Source organism: Parasphingomonas halimpatiens, from assembly GCF_036663795.1.
Lineage (GTDB): Bacteria > Pseudomonadota > Alphaproteobacteria > Sphingomonadales > Sphingomonadaceae > Sphingomonas.
Window position 1 is genome coordinate 1 of sequence record NZ_JAXOJP010000017.1, and the last position, 17,477, is coordinate 17,477.

The following is a 17,477-nucleotide window of genomic DNA, read 5'->3' on the forward strand; positions in this document are numbered from 1 at the left end:
GATCATGTCGTCTCAAAATGTTGCGATGCCTGGAATTTCTTCGCCAACGACCTCGCCCGCGTTGCTTCTGTCACAACGCGAAGCTGGGCACAGGTCAATCTTTAAGGCCGTTGGTATGAGGCAATGGGGATGATGCAGCGTTTGCTGGTCAGCGGCCGGGTGCAACGTGTCGGCTATCGCGACTGGACGGTGCGCAACGCGCGCGAACTGGGCCTGACCGGCTGGGTGCGCAACCTCAGCGACGGACGCGTCGAGGTGCTGGCCGACGGCGACGAGGTCGCGCTCGGCAAGCTGCTCGACGCACTACGCTCGGGACCACGCCTTGCCGAGGTCGAACATGTCGAGGCCTTGTCGGTCACCCAGGAAAAGGCAGTGAAGGGCTTCACCAAGCGCTTTACGGTCTAGCGTCGCGGCTTGACGAACCGCAGCGCATATTGGTCGGTATGGCCCTGCACCTTCTTGTCGAAGATCGGCAGGCTGTAGTCGTCGGTGCCGCGGTGCAGAAACGCGCCCTCGGCGACGAGCTTGAAGCCGACGCTGGTCACTTCGCGAATGACCTGGGCCTTTTCGATGCGGTGGAGCTTCGCGATCCCAGCGTCGTCCAGCCCGGCCGGCGCCTCATGATCGAGCACCATGAAGGTCCCGCCGGGCTTCAGCGCGGCGAAGACCCCGCGATCGAAGGCGATCGTGTCGACGACGCCATATTGGGCGATCTTGAGATCGTGATAATTCTGCGTCACCCACGCCAGATCGAGCGGCTTGGGAAAATTGACCGTGCCGAACGGCCGCGCCGACATGGTGACGTTGCTCATCTTGCCGTCGGCCAGCAAGGCCAGATCGGCCTTGTACGAGCTCTTCCACACGACATTCTCGATGCCGTAGACATGGCCGGACGGCCCCACTACGTCGCTGAGCATGCGGGTAAAATAGCCGCCACCGGGATAGAATTCGCCGACCACCATCCCGGGCTTGACGCCGGCAAAGGCTAGCGTCTCCGCCGGCAAGCGGTTGGCGTCGGTAGCCCGCTCATCGCTTGGCCGCGACGGATCGGCGACCGCGCGCGCGATCACCGCGGGAATGCCATCCGACGCGGCGAACAGCGTGACCGGGGTGACGGCCAGAACGGTCGCCAGGATGGCGGCGGGCAAACGACGCATGAACGTCCTCTCCTTCTGCAGGCTCACCGGCGCTCCAACCGCGCCGCCTGCTTTTCAAAGGCAAAATCGTCGAAAGACGCTCGACGAATCGCAGGGAGATTAGATGCCGCTGTGGTCGATGCAAAGTCCCGGCCGCGACGGTTCGCATCGCGAGGCAGTGCTAAGGTCAATCGACCGCAATATCCTCATGCCACAGCGCCGGCTGCTCGGCGATGAAGCGCGCCATCAATGCGGTGCAGGCGGGGTCATCGACAATGTCGACATGCACGCCACGCTCACGCAGGAAATCCTCGTTGCCGCCGAAATTGGCGTTCTCGGCGATCACGACGTGGCGGATGCCGAACTGCACGATCGTCCCCGCGCACATCATGCACGGGCTGAGCGAGGTGTAGAGCGTCATGCCGGCATAACTGGCCTGGCGGCCGGCATTGCGCAGGCAATCCATCTCACCATGCGCGATCGGGTCGCCCTGCTGGACGCGCTGGTTGTGCCCCTCGCCGATCACCTCGGCACCTCGCGCGAGCACCGAGCCGATCGGCAAGCCGCCCTCAACGTAGCTCTGGCGGGCGAGTTCGTAACAGCGCGCGACCAGCTCCGGGCGAACCGCGAAGCCGGTCGCGTCGCTCATCAGCGCGTCAGCTTCTTGTACGCCAGCCGCGTCGGACGATCGGCCGCATCGCCAAGGCGGCGGCGCTTGTCTTCCTCGTAGCTTTCGAAGTTACCTTCGAACCACTCGACATGGCTGTCGCCCTCGAAGGCGAGGATGTGGGTGGCGAGACGATCGAGGAAGAAGCGATCGTGGCTGATCACCACCGCGCAGCCGGCGAAGCTTTCAAGGGCTTCTTCCAGCGCGCGCAGCGTCTCGACGTCGAGATCGTTGGTCGGTTCGTCGAGCAGCAGGACGTTGCCACCCTCCTTGAGCATCTTGGCGAGGTGGACGCGGTTGCGCTCACCGCCCGACAGCTGGCCGACCTTCTTCTGCTGGTCCTGGCCGCGGAAGTTGAAGGCGCCGACATAGGCGCGCGTGCCGAGCTCCTGCTTGCCGAAGCGGAAGATTTCGAGCTTGTCGGAAATCTCTTCCCAGACATTGTTGTTGGGGTTGAGGTCGTCGCGGCTCTGGTCGACATAACCGAGCTTGACCGTGGTGCCGACTTCGATCGTGCCGCTGTCGGGTTGTTCCTGGCCGGTGATGAGCTTGAACAGCGTCGATTTGCCGGCGCCGTTCGGGCCGATCACACCGACGATACCGCCCGGCGGCAGCACGAAGTCGAGATTTTCGAACAGGAGCTTGTCGCCATAGGCTTTGGTCAGGCCCTTGGCCTCGATCACCTTGCCGCCGAGCCGCTCGGGCAGCTGGATGAGGATCTGCGCCTTGCCGACCGAGCGATTTTCCTGCTTCTCCATCAACTCGTCGAACGCGCGGATACGCGCCTTGGACTTGGTCTGGCGGGCCTTGGGGGTCTGGCGCATCCAGGCGAGCTCGTCGGCGATCGCCTTGGCCTTGCCCTGCTCCTCGCGTTCTTCCTGCTCGAGCCTCTTGACCTTCTTTTCGAGATAACCCGAATAGTTGCTCTCATAGGTGTAATAGCGGCCGCGATCGAGCTCGAGCACCCAGTTGACGACGTTGTCGAGGAAGTAGCGATCGTGCGTCACGAGGATGACGTTACCGGTATATTCCTTGAGGTAATTTTCGAGCCACTGGACGCTCTCGGCGTCGAGATGGTTGGTCGGCTCGTCGAGCAGCAGGATGTCGGGCTTTTCGAGCAGCAGCTTGCACAGCGCGACACGGCGCTTCTCGCCGCCCGACAGGTTGGTGACCGGGCTGTCGCCGGGCGGGCAGCGCAAGGCCTCCATCGCCTGTTCGAGCTGGCTGTCGAGCGCCCAGCCATCGGCGGCGTCGATCTTTTCCTGCAGCTCGCCCATCTCGGTCATCAATGCATCGAAATCGGTGTCGTCCTGCGGGTCGCCCATCTCGGCGGTGATCGCGTTGAAGCGCTCGACCATCAGCGCGACCGGGCCGGCGCCGAGCTTGACGTTCTCGATCACCGTCTTGTCGGGATCGAGCTGCGGCTCCTGCGGCAGATAACCGACCTTGATGCCCTCGGCGGCCCAGGCCTCGCCGACGAAATCGGGGTCGATGCCGCCCATGATCTTCATCAGCGTCGACTTGCCCGAGCCGTTCGGCCCGATGATCGCGATCTTGGCGTCGGGCAAGAACTGCAGGTGGATGTTGTTGAGCACCGGCTTGGGCGCGCCGGGGAAGGTCTTGGTCAGGCCCTTCATGACATAGCTATATTGAACGGCCATCTTCGCAGCGCTCCGGGAGATTTGAATGTCGGGATGTTTCGCCCGCGCATGTAGTGGGCGCGAGGCCGATTGGCAAACCCGTCGCGGCACCCTAGTCAGCACGGGATGCGCACATCTCCCCTGCTGGCGGCTACCGCCCTCCTCGCCCTTTCCTCCCCCGCACTGGCTCAGCGCACGATGCCGACGCCGGTCGCGCCTGACCCGCGAATCGCGGCGCTGCGCGACAAGGCACTGAGCGACGACACCGCCTATGCCATCGTCGAGAGCGTCACGACCGAGGTCGGCCCACGCCCGGATGGTTCGGCCGCCGAGGAACGTGCCCGGACCTGGGCGGTGGCGAAGATGAAGGCGCTGGGGTTCCAGAATGTCAGGATCGAACCGTTCACGCTGCCGATCTGGCAGCGCGGGATCGAGACCGCCGAGGTCGTTGCCCCCTTCCCCCAGCCGCTGCGGCTGACCGCGCTGGGCAATTCGGGTGCGACGCCGCCCGAAGGTGTGACGCTGCCGGTGGCCTATTTCGCCAGCTTCAACGACCTGCTGCTCGCACCAGCCGGCAGCCTCGCCGGCAAGATCGCCTTCGTCTCCAACGCGATGCAGCCGACCCAGGACGGATCGAGCTATGGCAGCCAGGGCATGGCGCGCTTCGTTGGTCCGAATATCGCGGCGAGCAAGGGCGCGGCGGCGATCGTCATTCGCTCGATCGGCACCGATCACGGGCGCGGGCCGCATGCCGGCAACACCAATTTCGCCCGCGGCGTGACGCCGATTCCCGCCGCCGCGCTGTCGGTGGCGGATGCCGAAAATCTCGAACGTATCGTCAAGCTCGGCAAGCCGGTGACGCTGCACCTGACGCTCACGCCGAAGCAACTCGGCGAGGGTCCGTCGGGCAATGTCGTCGGCGAACTGCCCGGAACCGACCCGGCGGCGGGCGTGGTGCTGGTCGGCGGGCATCTCGACAGCTGGGATCTCGGCACCGGCGCGATCGACGACGGCGCCGGCATCGCCATCACCGCGGCGGCGGCACGGCTGGTCCACGCCGATGGCAAGCATCGCCGGACGATCCGTGTCGTATGGTTCGGCGATGAGGAGACCGGCGGTTTCGGCGGCATCGCCTATGCCAAGGCCCATGCCGGCGAGCGCCATGCGCTGGCCGCCGAATCGGACTTCGGCGCCGACCGGGTATGGCGTTTCAACGTCAACCTGCCGGACAGTGCCAAGGCGGTCGGCGATCGCCTCGCGGTCGCGCTGGCGCCGCTGGGGATCGTGCGCGGGACGGCGGTGGCCGGAGACGGCACCGATGTCGAGCCGACGCTCAAGACGGGTGTCGCGGCGATCGATCTCAACCAGTCGGGGCTGCGCTATTTCGACTGGCACCATACGCCCGAGGACACGCTCGACCGCATCGACCCGGCACAGCTGGCGCAGAACGTCGCGGCGTGGACGGCGATGCTCGCAATCGTCGCCAATGCGCCGGAAGAGATCGGTCCCGTAACCCCGAAACCGTGAACCGGGTGGCGGCAACCCGGCGGGATTGCGACAATTTGATGATTGACGGGTCTGGGGAGCACGCTATTTGCCTGCGCTTCGCGACGGCACTCGGGTCGGCCGCGATAATCCTGTTTGGGAGCTCCTGATGAAGAAGATCGTTCTTATCGCTGCTGCCGCCGGCCTGATGTCTCTGGCCGCCTGCAACAAGTCGCCTGAAGCCGCCGCCGTTGAGAACAACGCGGACATGATGGCCAGCAACCTCGACATGACCGCCGACAACATCGTCGCCGGTGCGGACAACGCCGCCGACGCGATGACGTCGAACGCCGCTGCCGCTGCCGACAACATGCATGCCGCTGCCGACAATGTTAAGGCCGCTGCCGACGCCAAGATCGACAACATGAAGTGAGCCGCTTGCCGGGCGCATGTCGCCCGGCTGGTTGCTTCAAAACGAGGGCGCTCCTGCGGGAGCGCCCTTTTTTGTTGTCACAGCGTCAGGCACGAAGCGATCAGGCCTTTCGCGCGCGATCGCGCCGTCACCACGAGCAGCATGCAACACAAATAGCTGACAGGAACGATATCCCGCGGCGACGCGACACCACGCTCTGCCAGGGGACCGCCGCCCGACCGTTTAGCGGCCGGGCGGCAAACTTGCATCAGAAGCGATAGCTGGCCGAAATGCCCCATTCGCGCGGCCGGCCATAGCTCACTTCGGCCAGGCCGAACGAACTGCTGGCGTTGCCCGATGCCAGGTACAGCGCGTTGGTGAGATTGGTGACGAAAGCGGAGAACTGGATCGCATCGCCCGGCAACGCATAGGTCAGCCGCGCATTGACCAGCACATAGCCCGGCTCGGTAATGAGCGGGGTATTGGCCACGTCCTGGTAGATCCGTGAGTACATCGTGATGTCGCCGCGCAGCGACAGGTTGCCATTGCCATTGAAGTCGTGGCTGATCTCGACGCCCGCCGTGGCGGTGAATTTGGGCGTCTTGACGAACTTGCTGGCGAGCGTGATCGGCAGGATCTGGGTCGGGCCGAGGCCCTGACCGACCGAGGTGTAGCGCGCGTCGAGATAACCGAGCGAGGCATTGGCCTTGAACCATCGCGCCGGCCGGGCGATCAGCTCCAGTTCGAAGCCGTCGATCTTCCCCGCCGCGGCATTGGCGACGAAGTTGAGCGGGGTCTGGTTCACCGTCAGCTGGATGTTCTTGTAGATCGAATGGAAGCCGGCAAGGTTGGCGGTCAGCGTATGATCGAGCAGATCGGCCTTGATCCCGATCTCATAGCTGTCGAGCGTCTCGGGCTCATAGGCGGTGACCTCATCGGCGCTGGCGAGCGGGCGGCCGTTGAACCCACCCTGTTTGAAGCCCTTGGAAAAGCTGGCGTAGAGCAGGATGTCGCGGTTGGGCTTGAAGTTCACGCCGACATGCGGGGTGAAGGCCGACCAGCTTGCCGCACGCGTGACGTTGATGAACTGGACATTGTCGCGCTGGCGGGTGTTGATCGAGATGAAGATCTTGTGGTCCTTGTTCCAGCGACCGCCGACCTCGATGTTCAGCCGGGGTACGATCTCGAAGCTGGCCTGGCCGAAGAACGCATAGCTGTAATTGTCGGTATAGTTCTGGATGAACACCGCCGGCGTGTAGGGCGGGGTCAGCGCGGCGGGTGGCTGGAGCCCGAGCGCGAGATCGGCGCGGGCGATGTCGGACGCCTTCTCCTTGAAATAATAGCCGCCCAGGACATAGCTCAACCGGTCGTCGACCGCCTTGCCGGTCAGTTGCAGTTCCTGGCTGAACTGCCACTGCTTGTCGTCGTTGACGGTCTCGCGGAAGGTGAAGGGTGTGTTGTCGCCGTCGCGGTTGAACCCCGCCTTCATGTCGCGATAGGCGGTGATCGACTTGAGCTCGGCATTGCCGATGCCATAACGGATCACGCCCTGCACGCCCCACAGATCGAGGTCGTTGCGGTTGCGGCCGGTGGCATAGGTGGTGAACGGATCACTGGTGATGAAGGACGCGTTGAGCGTCTTCTGCCCGTTGGGCGCTGTAATGCCGAGACCAGGCGCGATATAGGCATTGTAGTTGGTCAGGAACGGCGTGCCGGTAATGCCCGGTGCGTTGGCGACCGCGATCAGCTTGGATGGCGCCGAATTCTCGCGTGCCCTTGTATAGTCGCCCGAGATGTCGATCGTCAGATCGTCGGTCGCCTTGATGCGCAGCTTGGCACGCAGCGAATCGGCGTTGCGGTTACCCTCGGTGCCGCCGTCGAGCAGCCGCTTCACATAGCCGTCGCGGTGAACCGTCGCGCCCGATATGCGCAGCGCCACGCGGTCGGAGACGATCGGAATGTTGACGTAACCCTTCACATCGATACGATTGAAGCTGCCATAGGTCCCTTCGATCTTGCCCGAAAAGCGCGTCGTGTCGGGCTGGCCGGTGGTAATCAGCACGGCGCCGCCCACGGTGTTCTTGCCGAACAGCGTGCCCTGCGGGCCACGCAACACCTGCACGCTGTCGAGATCGACCGCGTCGAGCACGCTGCCGATCGAGCGGGCATAATAGACGTCGTCGACATAGAAACCGACGCCCGGGTCCGAGAAGATCGCGAAGTCGTTCTGGCCGACGCCGCGGATGAACACGGTGGCGTTGTAATTGCCGCCGGACAGTGCCGCGGCGCCATCGAAACGGATATTGGGGGTATATTTGGCAATCTGGTCGAGCGTATCGACACTGCGGCTGGCCAGCGCCTCGCCGCTGAACGCAGTGACGGCGATCGGCACGTCCTGCAACCGCTCGGACTGGCGCCGCGCGGTGACCAGGATATCGCCCTCGGTGGTAGTGGCGTCGGGCGTGGCGGGGTTGGCTCCCGTCGTTTCCGGGCCGGTGGGCGTCGTCTGGGCCTGGGCGGCGACCGGCAGAATGGCGAGCAGCGCGGCTCCGGCGAGCAGCCGGGCGATAGATGGTGTCGACATGATTTCCCTCATTTGATCCTCCTCAACAATGCCCGCTTGTTTCGCGGTTCGACGGACGCGCCCTGGGCGTTGAGCGCCCGCAATTTGTGAATCGTGTGCTGGAAGGCCTCGCGCTCTTCCGGCGTAAGGCCTCCGAAAACGGTTGCGTCGTGATGGAGGATCGCCGCCTCGACATCAGCGCGCAGCGCGACGCCGGCGGGCGTCAGGTGCAACGCATTGCTGCGACGGTCGCGGCCCGGTTTCCGCTCGACCGCGCCCAGCGCGACCAGTTCGTTGACGGCGGCCATCGCGCTCGCGCGGTTGATACCAAGCGCCCGCGCGAGCGCCACCTGGTCGCAACCCTCATGCTCGCCGATGAACACAAGCGCCGTCGCCCGCCCGGGCGTTACCCCCAGCGGGGTCAGAAAATCCCACAACAACCCCATGGCGAGCAGATCGAGCCGGCGCAGCTGGTACCCGACCTGATGGGCGATCACGCCAAAAGCATCGTCACCGAAGCGGGCGCGCCATGCCATTCCCATCCCCCCAAAAAAAGCGGCCGCACAAGTCGCACTGTAACATAACAGTACGCCTGCCATACTATTATCGCAAGACGTGATCTGACACCTTTGAGCCGCGCCAATTAGGAGGCGCGCTGGGCTGCCGCTCGTGGGAGGCGTGCCATCGAGATCATGATTTTCGATGATAACGGGATGATGCGCGCCACCGCGCTATCGAAAGATGGACCCCATCGCCTCGCGTCCGGACTTAAGTCCTTCTCGCTCTTTGACAAAGGCGTCACTCCGGACGCATCTTGGCGGGGCCGCATTGACCGCGCCGCCCGGGAGAAGAGCCCATGGCCCAGCACGTCGAACACAACCGCATGGTGCCAGCCGATTCGTCTCCATCGCTGCCCACCGGCGGCCCAACTCCGGCAACGACCAAGGTGAGGCAACTACTACGCACCGGCGACGAACTGAACGGACAGCCGCCGGTCACGGGGTTGCGCGCGCTCGGCGAAAAGCTCGCCGCCCGCGCGCCCGCCCAGCGGCCGGCGGCAGCGGCGATCCACTCAAAACCCGCGCACGAGCTCGCCGCTGCCCGGGCCGACGACGATCACCCGATGGCTCGCGAAGCGGACGCCGCGAACCGCCCGCCGATGCCGCCGCCCGCCGCGCCGCTTGCCCGACCCGTCGCCGTGTCGCGTTTGGGTGGAGCGACGGTCGTCCAGCGCGTGATCGGCGATAATGGCGACGGCAAAAGAGTCGTTAATAACAAAACACAAATTCAATATATTGCAAGAAAACATCTAACGAAGAACGCCTACACCCTGGAACCTGTGATTTCCGGCACGAAAATCTACAATATATCGCCGCGGAACAAATCATACGACCTGGTCAGCGGCGAGATATCTCCCGAGGGATCCGGACAGGACGACGCGTTCACGATCGACAATGACAATGCCCCCCAGCAGGATCTCGAGCCGATCAATCTGTCGGGGGAAAAAAACTATGACTTTGCCTTCCGGCTCGATCCCACGTGGCAGGAGCGCGTCGGCGAGCGTCGCAAGCGCGTAACCGCGCCCGTCTTCGAGGCGCAGGACGACGACCCGCAATATCTCAAGATGCTTCACACCGTCTATGCGCAGTCGGAGGCGGAAAAGTCGGTCGTCGACAAGACGACCTTCGGTCCCGGCAAGGGAAACCAGTTCCCGTACTCCCATCTCGGGCTCGGTCTGACCGTGCGGCTCGACCGGACGGGCGGCGAGTCGACGCCGCTCAAGGAGCAGGATTCCGGGACAACCGTGACACCTCAGGATTCGCTCACGCCGCCATCGCCTTCGCTGCAGGCCCCCACGCTGGATATCACCGACGCGCCGACGAGCACGCTGCAGGTCCCCGACAGCGATTCGCCTGTAACCACGACGAAGGCGCCCAGGCGTGGCCGAGGAAAGAAGAAGGACGCAGCAAAAAGCGAGCCGAAGGGCGTGCGCATAAACCCGCGCGTGAGCCGAACGGGCGGCAAAGACCTGAAAACCGAGGAACTGGCAGTCCTCATGGCGCACCATAAGGACAATGAAGCCAGCTTTCTTGCCGGCCTCCAGGGAAAGCCGCGCAAGGACATCATGGACGAGGAGGCGTATAACGACGGCGTGGAAGCCGCCGCCACCGTGTTGATTTCCGACATCACCGATTTCCCGGGCAACAGCGCGCTCACGGAGCACCTGCTGGGCAAGGTCAAGACCGAGGAGGATTATCGGCAGCTTTTCGTCGGCGGTCGGGGCGGCGAACATTCCTTCGGCGCCCTGCCCAGCCAGAACCGCGCCACCAAGCTCGAAACCTCGTTCGAGCGCAAGAAACCCTATATGACGATCGGCAACTTGCTCGACAGCAAGGAAGAAAACCCCTTCGCCATTTCCAGCGCGACCTCGAACCTGGGCCAGATCCGCAAGGTTCACTCCATGCTCCAACTGGATCCCTCGCTCTTCACGACCATGGCGGCCGAGCGCGAGGCTGCGGAGAGCGACGCGGAGAATGAGCAGGGCACCGCCGAGCCGCCGAAGAAGCGCAGGAAGCGCGACCGGAGCAGCACCGCACCGAAGCAGCCGGTCGCGAAGGAAGACCTGTCGCATTTCATCTCGGCCAAGATGATGCAGGTCCATGACAAAAAGAGCGCGGAGGCGACCGAGGACGGATTGGAGATCTTCTCGGACGGCGAGGACGACGTCCATCGCGAAGTCGACCGGATCACGAGCTTGCCGAGGAGCGTGGCCGCGACGCGCTATGCAAAAATGCAGATCCAGATCGAGAAGCTGCAGCGCAAGCAGCAAGCGCTGCTCCTACGCTATCCCGATCTCGGGCAGGACCCCGTCGCCCCGACCGGGCAGATCGAGATCGAGCAGGAGGTCGATACCGGTGTCGACGACGATCTTCCGGAGGTGACGTTGGGCAAGCGCAAACGCACGCCGCTGGCCACCACCAACAATGCCGAGACGCCGGTCGATTTCCTGTCCAACCCGCAGGGCGAGGGCGAGGGCGAGGGCGAGCTACAGGTCGACGACGACGAGATGAAGAGCTGACCAGCAGGTGCGTCGCCTTCACCGCCCTGCCCGCTTGTGCCTTTCAGGCATTCCTCACTTTCCCGCCACCGTCGGAAAAGCGTTATGGTCGGGGAGACAGGATTCGAACCTGCGACCCTCTGGTCCCAAACCAGATGCGCTACCAGGCTGCGCCACTCCCCGAGGTCGATGCGGCGGTTAGGATGATGCGGGGCGGATGGCAAGCGCGATGGCAACATCGGGCGAAATGAGCGCGGGACCCGATTGCACAACGTGATGCTCGCAGCGGCCGACTCACATCGTACCGGCCGGTGCAGCAGTGCCACTGATGGCCCCAGCGCGCGGTGGGCCCGGCAGGACTTGAACCCGCAACCTAGCCGTTATGAGCGGCCAGCTCTAACCAGTTGAGCTACAGGCCCCCCGCGCGTCGCAGCGGGTTAGCGGATGGTCGGCGTCGCTGGCAAGGCCGCACTCGCCGCGATTAGTTCATCGAGCGCGGCGGCGCGGACGCCGCGTCGCGCGAGATCGGCAAGGATGCGATCCCACCAGCGGTGAAAGGCGGCAAGATCCGCGGCATCGCGAACATAGGGCGTGTTCCCGGGCACGAGCGATGGCGAGTGGAACGAGAAGTTGAGCACGCGCACGCCCTCGCCGACCGCCACCGCCACCGCCTCGAGCGCGTCGTCGAGCGGCATGTCCTCCGGGGTGAGCGCGACACGCGACAACAACCCGGCGCGCGCGAACAGCCCCCTGCCCTTGGGTATCGCGCCGAGCCACGCGTAAAGTCGCCCCCCGCCCCGTGCGGCGCGACCCGTGAATACCGTGGTGAGCGGCAACTCGACGATGTCGCCGACGCGGAACGCCTGATTGCCGATCGCCCCAAAATCGGGGCCGCCATCCCGGGCATAGCTGTAGCGCGCGCGCATCGAGCTATCGATGCGATAGCCGCGCGCCGCGAGCAGCGACAATGTGGCGGGGCCGATGCCATAGCGCCCAGCCCGATAGACGCGCGGCGCGGCGCCGAACGCCGTGGTGATGGCATCGCCGAGCGCATCGAGCTTGGCCGCCTCGAGCGTCACCGGCAGATTGCCGGCATAGCTGTTGGCGGGCGACAGCGGCTCATCAAAGGGCGGGTTGACCCAGGCGTGCAGTTGCGTGCCGATCGCCGACACGCCGTCAGCAAGCGCAGCACGCAGCGCTTCGACCGCGCGCGGATCGGTCGCGATCGGATAATCGACCATGAAGGTCAGCGGCACGCCGTGATCGGCGAAGCGACGGTGTGCCTCGGGGAGCGCCGCGACCGCGCTGGTGCCGTGCGTATCGCGGCTCAGCGGGGCGTGCCAGTCGAACTCCTCTTCGGTATCGACGAACACGGTGAAACGCGTGCCGAAATCGTCGGGCCAGACGACCAAGGTCGCGGGATCGGGTGGCGGTACGACGTACCCCGTTTCAGGCGCTGCCGGCGTCGCCACGATCAGTTCGAGAAAACCTGCTCCACCTGCGGCAGGAAGGCGGCGGGGAGCCGCAAAGTCAAGCGATCCTCGCCGATCGTCAGCGTGCCGCCAAGTTCGGTCGCGAGATTGCGCGCCAGGCGCAACGCGAAGCCGGTGCCGAGCAAGGGCGCGCCCTCGCGCTCGGCCTCGACCTCGGCATCGATCGTCAGCAGCTTGTCCTCGGCATAGGCGCCGAGCGCGCGCGGCCGGTCGAAACGCAAGGAAACCGTGCGGTCGCCCTCGCCGCCCGCCACGATGGCGATCCGTTCGTCAGGGCTCGCCGAGGAGACCAGCGTCGCCGCCAGGCGCGCGATCAGGCGCTCGACCGCGCGATCGTCGCCGGCGATCGCCATGCCATCGGCACCGGGGTCGATCGCCAATGTGGCGCCGCGCAACCGGGCAAGCGGCATGAGATCCTCACCGATACGCGCCAGCAGGGGCGCAACGGGAACGTCGGCGGCGCGCAACTCGAGCGCGTCGGATTCGATCCGCGCCGCCATGTCGATGTCGTCGATCGCACCGAGCAGATCGTGCGTCTGATTCCGGATCGTGGCGGCATGGACGCGATAGGGTTGCGGCACCGGGCCGAGCAACTGCGACTCGATCATCTCGGCAAAGCCGGCAATGGCATTGGCCGGGGTGCGCAGTTCATGGACCAACTGGCGCAGCGCATCGGTCGCAGGGTTGCGTCCCTCGCGCGCCGGCTCGGCCATCTCGTCGGCACGCGGGCGTCGCGCCGTACCGCGGTAACCGGTGAAGCGACCGCTCGCGCGATCGAATACGGGCACGCCCGAGATGCGCCACTGACCGGCCGCATCGGATTGGCCCTCGACGACGAGCCGGGCGTGAGTGAAGCTGGCACGACGGCGAAAGGCACCGGCGGCGACGCCATCGACCTGCGACCCGTGCGGCAGCGCCGCGAGGTCGAGCGACAGGCCGATCAGCGGCGCGCGTGCCGCGCCTTCGATCCAGCGCACCACGCCTGCGGCGTCGGTTTCGAAGCGGAAATGCTCGGCCGGCGCATGGTCGAGCACGAACAATTCGGGCTGCACTTCCGGCCCCGCGCTCGGCAGCGGCATCGCCGGTCGGTCTTCGCGCTGGCGTTGATAGGCATCGATGCGGGCGACGAGTTCGGCAATCTGGAAGGTACCGGCGGTCGCCTCGGGCGGCGGCATCGGCGGCATCGGCGGCGCGGCGATGTCGACGATCGCCGCCGTCGCCGGGGCGACGTCATGCGCGGGGTCATGTGCGGGCGCCACGACCGTCTCGCTCGGCGCCGGTGTGTCCTGCACGACGCTATCGCTGGGCCGCACGACCTCGACCGCGGCTTCGCTGCTGCGGCGCAACGCTTCGGCAACCACGGGTAACCCGCGCGCAACGCTGGCGATCGACACGAAACTGGTGGCTGGAGGTACGAGCGCCGCCGCCGCCTCGGGTTCATCGACCCGAGCGTCGTCCCCGGCCGCTGCTCCCGTCGGCGCCCGTCCCGTGTCGGGCTCGAACGCCGGCACGGCCTGCTCGCCGATCAGACGCGCATCCGCGACGATCGTCGGCGCCGCGTCAGGATCGCTGGCGATCGGGCCGACAACATCGGTCCAGTCGATCGTCAATGGTTCGGGCGCAGGCGTCAATGCCGCGATCGGATTGACCGGCGGGGCGGCCTGTGAGGTCAGCGTGTCAGGTGCGGTAACCACCGGTTCCGGCACTGCGACGGGCGCATCGGGCAGCGCCGCCGGCGAATCGGTTTCGGGCGCAGCGACCTCGGAGGCGATCGGTAATGGCTCAGGCCCGGGCGTCACCGATTCGACTGCGATATCCGTCGTCGCGGTTTCCGGCGCCAGGACCGCCGCCAAAGGCTCGATCGGCGAGGACAGCACGAAATCGACCGTGCCGAAGCTTTCCAGCGCGCGCCGCACCTCCGGCGCGAGATCGCGGCGATGGCGAAGGATCGAGCGCGTCGTGGGAGTCATCGCCGGCAGCATGGCGACCCAGTGATGCGCGGGCAGCGAAACGACTCGCAGCAGCGGCGCGGCGACGGCGATCTCGTCCTCGACGAACAGGCGCACCAGGGCTGCCGGTGGGTTGGCGCCGGCGATCGCGCGCGCGCTGGCAGCGCGCACCGGGGGCGCGACCATCGGCCGAATCGCCCGCAAGCGCTCGATCGTCGACGACGTCGCGAGGACACGGCCGCGTCCGACCAGATCGACAAGTTGTCGCCAGGCCGACTGCGCGCCGAACGGCGACGAGATATCTGCCGCGAGCACCGTTTCCAGACTGTCATCGAAACGCACGGGTGCGGGGTCCTCGGCCCGACGGCGGCGAACCCGCGTCGTAATAAATTCTTAACCGGTTCCGGCCCCGGCCGGAACCAATCTTTTTGGCACGTAGCATTGTGGGACAATTGCGTTCGCTCGCAATTATCTTATGCTGAACGGGCGCGCTTCGCCCGAAAAAGCGCTGCGCCGGGGAGCTTCACGTAATGGCCTTCGACACGATCGACCGTCGCATTCTCGAATTGCTGCAACGCGACGGCCGCATGACCAATGTCGATCTGGCCGAACAGGTCGGGCTGACGGCACCGCCCTGCCTGCGCCGCGTCCGTGCGCTGGAGGAGCGCGGCGCAATTCGCGGCTACCATGCCGACCTCGATGCCGCGGTGATGGGCTATCCGATCACCGTGTTCGCCATGGTCAGCCTGCGCAGCCAGGCCGAGCACGACCTCGCCGCCTTTGAGGAGCATGTCGCGACGATCCCCGAAGTGCGCGAATGCCACATGCTCAACGGCGAAATCGACTTCATCCTCAAGATTGTCGCCGGCGACCTGAAAAGCTTCCAGGACATCCTGATGACGCATCTCACGCCGGCGCCCAATGTCGCGAGCGTCAAGACGTCGCTGACGATTCGCACCGCCAAGGCGCTGCCCGGGGTCCCGGTGTCGATCTAATAACACAAAAAGGGGCGACCGCGCGGCCGCCCCTTCTGTTATCCCATGGGACGAACGATCAGGCCGCCGGCGGCGAGATCAGGAACGTCGTCCAGAGCTTGGCGATGTCGGCGTTGGGCGACGTCTTGACCGCGGCAAAGGCGGCCTGCGCCTCGGCCTTGTTGCCAGCCAGGGTCAGCGCGATACCGAGATGTACATTGACCGGATCGAGATCGATCCCGCCCTTGCCGATCGCCAGCTTGTACATCTCGATCGCCTTGGCATAGCTGCCTGCACCGAGATAGGCATCGCCGGCCTGCCTGGCGAGATCGCCGGTGGCGGCGGAGGTCGCAGCCTTTTCCTGCGCCGCCAGCGGCTTGTCGGCAGCGATCGATGCCTTGGCCTCGCGCAGGACCTGCTCGGCCTCGGCATCGCTGGCGGTGATGACCTTGGCGGCCCGGCCGTCGACGATCACCGTCTGCGCCTCGTTGGGAAGGCCGATGCGCTTGGCATAGGCGGCATAATCGAGCCATTCGCGCGGGCCTGCCAAGCTGCCCGACGCCTTCATCAGGCGATAGAGATCGACGCGCTGACGATCGGAGAGGCGCTTGGCGCCGGCGCCGTTGAAGCCGAAGGTATAGATCGCCGAGCGCCAGTTTTCCTTGGTGCCATAGGCGGCGAGCCACGCGCGCGTCCAGGTGTCGGTGCCCGCCATGTCACCGGCCTTGAACAGCCGCGAAATCGCGTAACGATACCACGGCTCGGGCGCCTTCTTGCCGGCAGCTTCCTCGGCCTTCACGGCATCCTGCATCACGGTCATCCCGCCGGTGACGTCGCCGCCCTCGACCTTGGCGCGGGCGATGTTGAGCAGCAGGTCGGCATCGGTGTAGCCGAGCTCGCGCGCCTTCAGCCACATCGAAGCAGCCTGGGCATATTGCTTGCTATTGTAAGCGACCTGACCGCGATAATTGTAGAAAAGCGGGAGCTTGTCCTTGGGCGTCTTGGGGTTGGCGATCAGCGCGTCGAGCGGGGCGCCCAACGGCGCGTCGCTTTGCTGGGCAACCGGCAAGGCCTTGATTTGCCTGCCCACCAACTGCAGCCGCAGCGTGGCGACGATATAATGCTCGTCGTCGGTCTTGGCCGCGGCATCGGCGGCGGCGAGGCTCGCCTCGACCTTGGCGAGATCGGGCGTGGCGGCGGCGAGTTCGGTCTGTGCGGCCAGCGCCGGCGTCCGCACCGCGGCGGACAGCACGGGCCCCTTCGCCGCTTCTTCCTTCTTCGCAAAAGCCGGCGCGGCGAGCGAAATGCTCCCAAAGCCGACCAGCAATGCCGCGGCGATCGCGGTCGATGAAACCTTCTTCATGGCGGAACTCTCCTCATCAGGCGCCGGGCGCCAGCGTGCCGCGACGCTCTAGCCATGCCGACGGCGTGGTTCAAGCGACGCGATGGCCGTGGCGATGCGAATGCCGCCGCGGCGCTGAACCGTGATTGAACGAGGCGGACGCCATCGCGCAAGCGCGACGGGTGATCATGGCAGCCAGATGACGGATATTTCATGTCGATGCCACCAACGGGACAAGCGCGGTGCGACAAGGTCGGGCGCTCGGTAGAAGCCGGGGGGTTCTGAGAGGACGCTTCTATGACACGGACGATTTCACTTCTCATCCTGGCCGGGGCGCTGATCGCCGCGCCGGCGATCGCCGCAAATCCGGCGCCCAAGCCGACGCCGACAGCCACCAAGCCCACGCCCACGCCCAGAGCGACGCCAAAGCCGCGCGCGACTCCGGTGGTTAAACCCACCCCGGTTGCCAAGCCGACACCCACGCCCAAACCCACACCTGCACCGAAGCCGACACCCGCGCCGAAGCCGACCCCCTCGCCCAAGCCCGCCCCGACGCCCAAGGCATCTCCGCGGCCAAAGCCGGCGCCGACACCCAAGCCCGCTGCCGGCACAACCACCACGACCGCGGCCGGCCGGATGGTGACCACCACGACCAAGACGGGCAAGACGATTACCTATAATTGCTCGAAGGCAGGCAACGCGACCAAGACCGCCTGCAAATAGCCCGCAGCCTGCCCGCATTGCGGGCGACATGCGCA

14 protein-coding genes and 2 tRNA genes are annotated in these 17,477 nt (G+C 65.6%); 6 read left to right on the forward strand and 10 right to left on the reverse strand.

What is annotated here, in order from left to right; translation table 11 throughout:
- The first annotated feature begins 129 nt into the window (after positions 1-129).
- Complete coding sequence (locus U1839_RS16420) at positions 130-405, forward strand: acylphosphatase (protein WP_332804674.1); 276 nt, start codon at positions 130-132, stop codon at positions 403-405.
- Here U1839_RS16420 and U1839_RS16425 read toward each other — a convergent pair.
- The 3 genes from U1839_RS16425 to ettA all read right to left on the reverse strand — a co-directional run bounded on the left by U1839_RS16425 (position 402) and on the right by ettA (position 3,464).
- Entirely contained in the window at positions 402-1,157 is a 756-nt protein-coding gene (locus U1839_RS16425) for a class I SAM-dependent methyltransferase (RefSeq protein ID WP_332804675.1), read from the reverse strand. The genes U1839_RS16420 and U1839_RS16425 overlap by 4 nt on opposite strands.
- Positions 1,158-1,323: 166 nt before the next feature.
- Positions 1,324-1,785, reverse strand: a complete 462-nt coding sequence (locus U1839_RS16430) for a nucleoside deaminase (RefSeq protein WP_332804676.1) — start codon at positions 1,783-1,785, stop codon at positions 1,324-1,326.
- Complete coding sequence (ettA, locus tag U1839_RS16435) at positions 1,785-3,464, reverse strand: energy-dependent translational throttle protein EttA (RefSeq protein WP_281128152.1); 1,680 nt, start codon at positions 3,462-3,464, stop codon at positions 1,785-1,787. Before ettA ends, U1839_RS16430 begins: the two co-directional genes overlap by 1 nt.
- Before the next feature lie 105 nt (positions 3,465-3,569).
- On the opposite strand from ettA, the gene U1839_RS16440 reads away from it, so the two are divergent.
- Positions 3,570-4,970 carry a M20/M25/M40 family metallo-hydrolase gene (locus U1839_RS16440; protein WP_332804677.1) on the forward strand — a complete coding sequence of 467 codons (1,401 nt, stop codon included), beginning with the start codon at positions 3,570-3,572 and terminating at the stop codon, positions 4,968-4,970.
- Between the two features lie 127 nt (positions 4,971-5,097).
- Entirely contained in the window at positions 5,098-5,361 is a 264-nt protein-coding gene (locus tag U1839_RS16445) for a hypothetical protein (RefSeq protein WP_332804678.1), read from the forward strand.
- 247 nt (positions 5,362-5,608) lie between these two features.
- Here U1839_RS16445 and U1839_RS16450 read toward each other — a convergent pair whose 3' ends face one another.
- Positions 5,609-7,924 (reverse strand): TonB-dependent receptor, encoded by a 2,316-nt coding sequence (locus U1839_RS16450; RefSeq protein ID WP_332804679.1) that lies wholly within the window; start codon positions 7,922-7,924, stop codon positions 5,609-5,611.
- 8 nt (positions 7,925-7,932) lie between these two features.
- Entirely contained in the window at positions 7,933-8,502 is a 570-nt protein-coding gene (locus U1839_RS16455; RefSeq protein WP_332804680.1) for a MarR family winged helix-turn-helix transcriptional regulator, read from the reverse strand.
- Positions 8,503-8,759: 257 nt separating this feature from the next.
- Here U1839_RS16455 and U1839_RS16460 point away from each other — a divergent pair, with 257 nt between their 5' ends.
- On the forward strand, positions 8,760-10,982 hold the full coding sequence (locus U1839_RS16460; RefSeq protein WP_332804681.1) for a hypothetical protein: 2,223 nt from the start codon (positions 8,760-8,762) through the stop codon (positions 10,980-10,982).
- 85 nt (positions 10,983-11,067) lie between these two features.
- Here U1839_RS16460 and U1839_RS16465 read toward each other — a convergent pair.
- The 4 genes from U1839_RS16465 to U1839_RS16480 form a co-directional block, all read right to left on the reverse strand.
- A tRNA-Pro gene (locus U1839_RS16465) sits at positions 11,068-11,144 on the reverse strand.
- A gap of 162 nt (positions 11,145-11,306) precedes the next feature.
- Positions 11,307-11,380, reverse strand: a tRNA-Ile gene (locus tag U1839_RS16470).
- 18 nt (positions 11,381-11,398) lie between these two features.
- On the reverse strand, positions 11,399-12,433 hold the full coding sequence (locus tag U1839_RS16475) for a polysaccharide deacetylase family protein (RefSeq protein WP_332804682.1): 1,035 nt from the start codon (positions 12,431-12,433) through the stop codon (positions 11,399-11,401).
- Between the two features lie 2 nt (positions 12,434-12,435).
- Positions 12,436-14,745: a sensor histidine kinase gene (locus U1839_RS16480; protein ID WP_332804683.1), complete on the reverse strand. Its 2,310-nt coding sequence runs from the start codon at positions 14,743-14,745 to the stop codon at positions 12,436-12,438.
- Between the two features lie 188 nt (positions 14,746-14,933).
- Here U1839_RS16480 and U1839_RS16485 point away from each other — a divergent pair, with 188 nt between their 5' ends.
- The gene (locus U1839_RS16485; RefSeq protein ID WP_332804684.1) at positions 14,934-15,398 is read left to right on the forward strand and encodes an Lrp/AsnC family transcriptional regulator; all 465 of its coding nucleotides are present in this window, start codon (positions 14,934-14,936) and stop codon (positions 15,396-15,398) included.
- A 58-nt stretch (positions 15,399-15,456) separates the two neighbouring features.
- Here the strand turns inward: U1839_RS16485 and U1839_RS16490 are convergent, their stop codons facing one another.
- Positions 15,457-16,740 carry a hypothetical protein gene (locus tag U1839_RS16490; protein WP_332804685.1) on the reverse strand — a complete coding sequence of 428 codons (1,284 nt, stop codon included), beginning with the start codon at positions 16,738-16,740 and terminating at the stop codon, positions 15,457-15,459.
- Positions 16,741-17,016: 276 nt separating this feature from the next.
- On the opposite strand from U1839_RS16490, the gene U1839_RS16495 reads away from it, so the two are divergent.
- A complete protein-coding gene (locus U1839_RS16495; protein ID WP_332804686.1) occupies positions 17,017-17,442 on the forward strand; it encodes a hypothetical protein in 426 nt (141 codons plus the stop codon).
- The last annotated feature ends 35 nt before the right edge of the window (positions 17,443-17,477 follow it).

Coding starts and splice junctions, on each gene's coding strand:
- U1839_RS16495 (WP_332804686.1), top strand. CDS start 17,017: ATGACACGGACGATTTCACTTCTCATCCTGGCCGGGGCGCTGATCGCC.
- U1839_RS16485 (WP_332804684.1), top strand. CDS start 14,934: ATGGCCTTCGACACGATCGACCGTCGCATTCTCGAATTGCTGCAACGC.
- U1839_RS16450 (WP_332804679.1), bottom strand. CDS start 7,924: ATGTCGACACCATCTATCGCCCGGCTGCTCGCCGGAGCCGCGCTGCTC.
- U1839_RS16440 (WP_332804677.1), top strand. CDS start 3,570: ATGCGCACATCTCCCCTGCTGGCGGCTACCGCCCTCCTCGCCCTTTCC.
- ettA (WP_281128152.1), bottom strand. CDS start 3,464: ATGGCCGTTCAATATAGCTATGTCATGAAGGGCCTGACCAAGACCTTC.
- U1839_RS16455 (WP_332804680.1), bottom strand. CDS start 8,502: ATGGCAGGCGTACTGTTATGTTACAGTGCGACTTGTGCGGCCGCTTTT.
- U1839_RS16445 (WP_332804678.1), top strand. CDS start 5,098: ATGAAGAAGATCGTTCTTATCGCTGCTGCCGCCGGCCTGATGTCTCTG.
- U1839_RS16490 (WP_332804685.1), bottom strand. CDS start 16,740: ATGAAGAAGGTTTCATCGACCGCGATCGCCGCGGCATTGCTGGTCGGC.
- U1839_RS16460 (WP_332804681.1), top strand. CDS start 8,760: ATGGCCCAGCACGTCGAACACAACCGCATGGTGCCAGCCGATTCGTCT.
- U1839_RS16430 (WP_332804676.1), bottom strand. CDS start 1,785: ATGAGCGACGCGACCGGCTTCGCGGTTCGCCCGGAGCTGGTCGCGCGC.
- U1839_RS16420 (WP_332804674.1), top strand. CDS start 130: ATGATGCAGCGTTTGCTGGTCAGCGGCCGGGTGCAACGTGTCGGCTAT.
- U1839_RS16425 (WP_332804675.1), bottom strand. CDS start 1,157: ATGCGTCGTTTGCCCGCCGCCATCCTGGCGACCGTTCTGGCCGTCACC.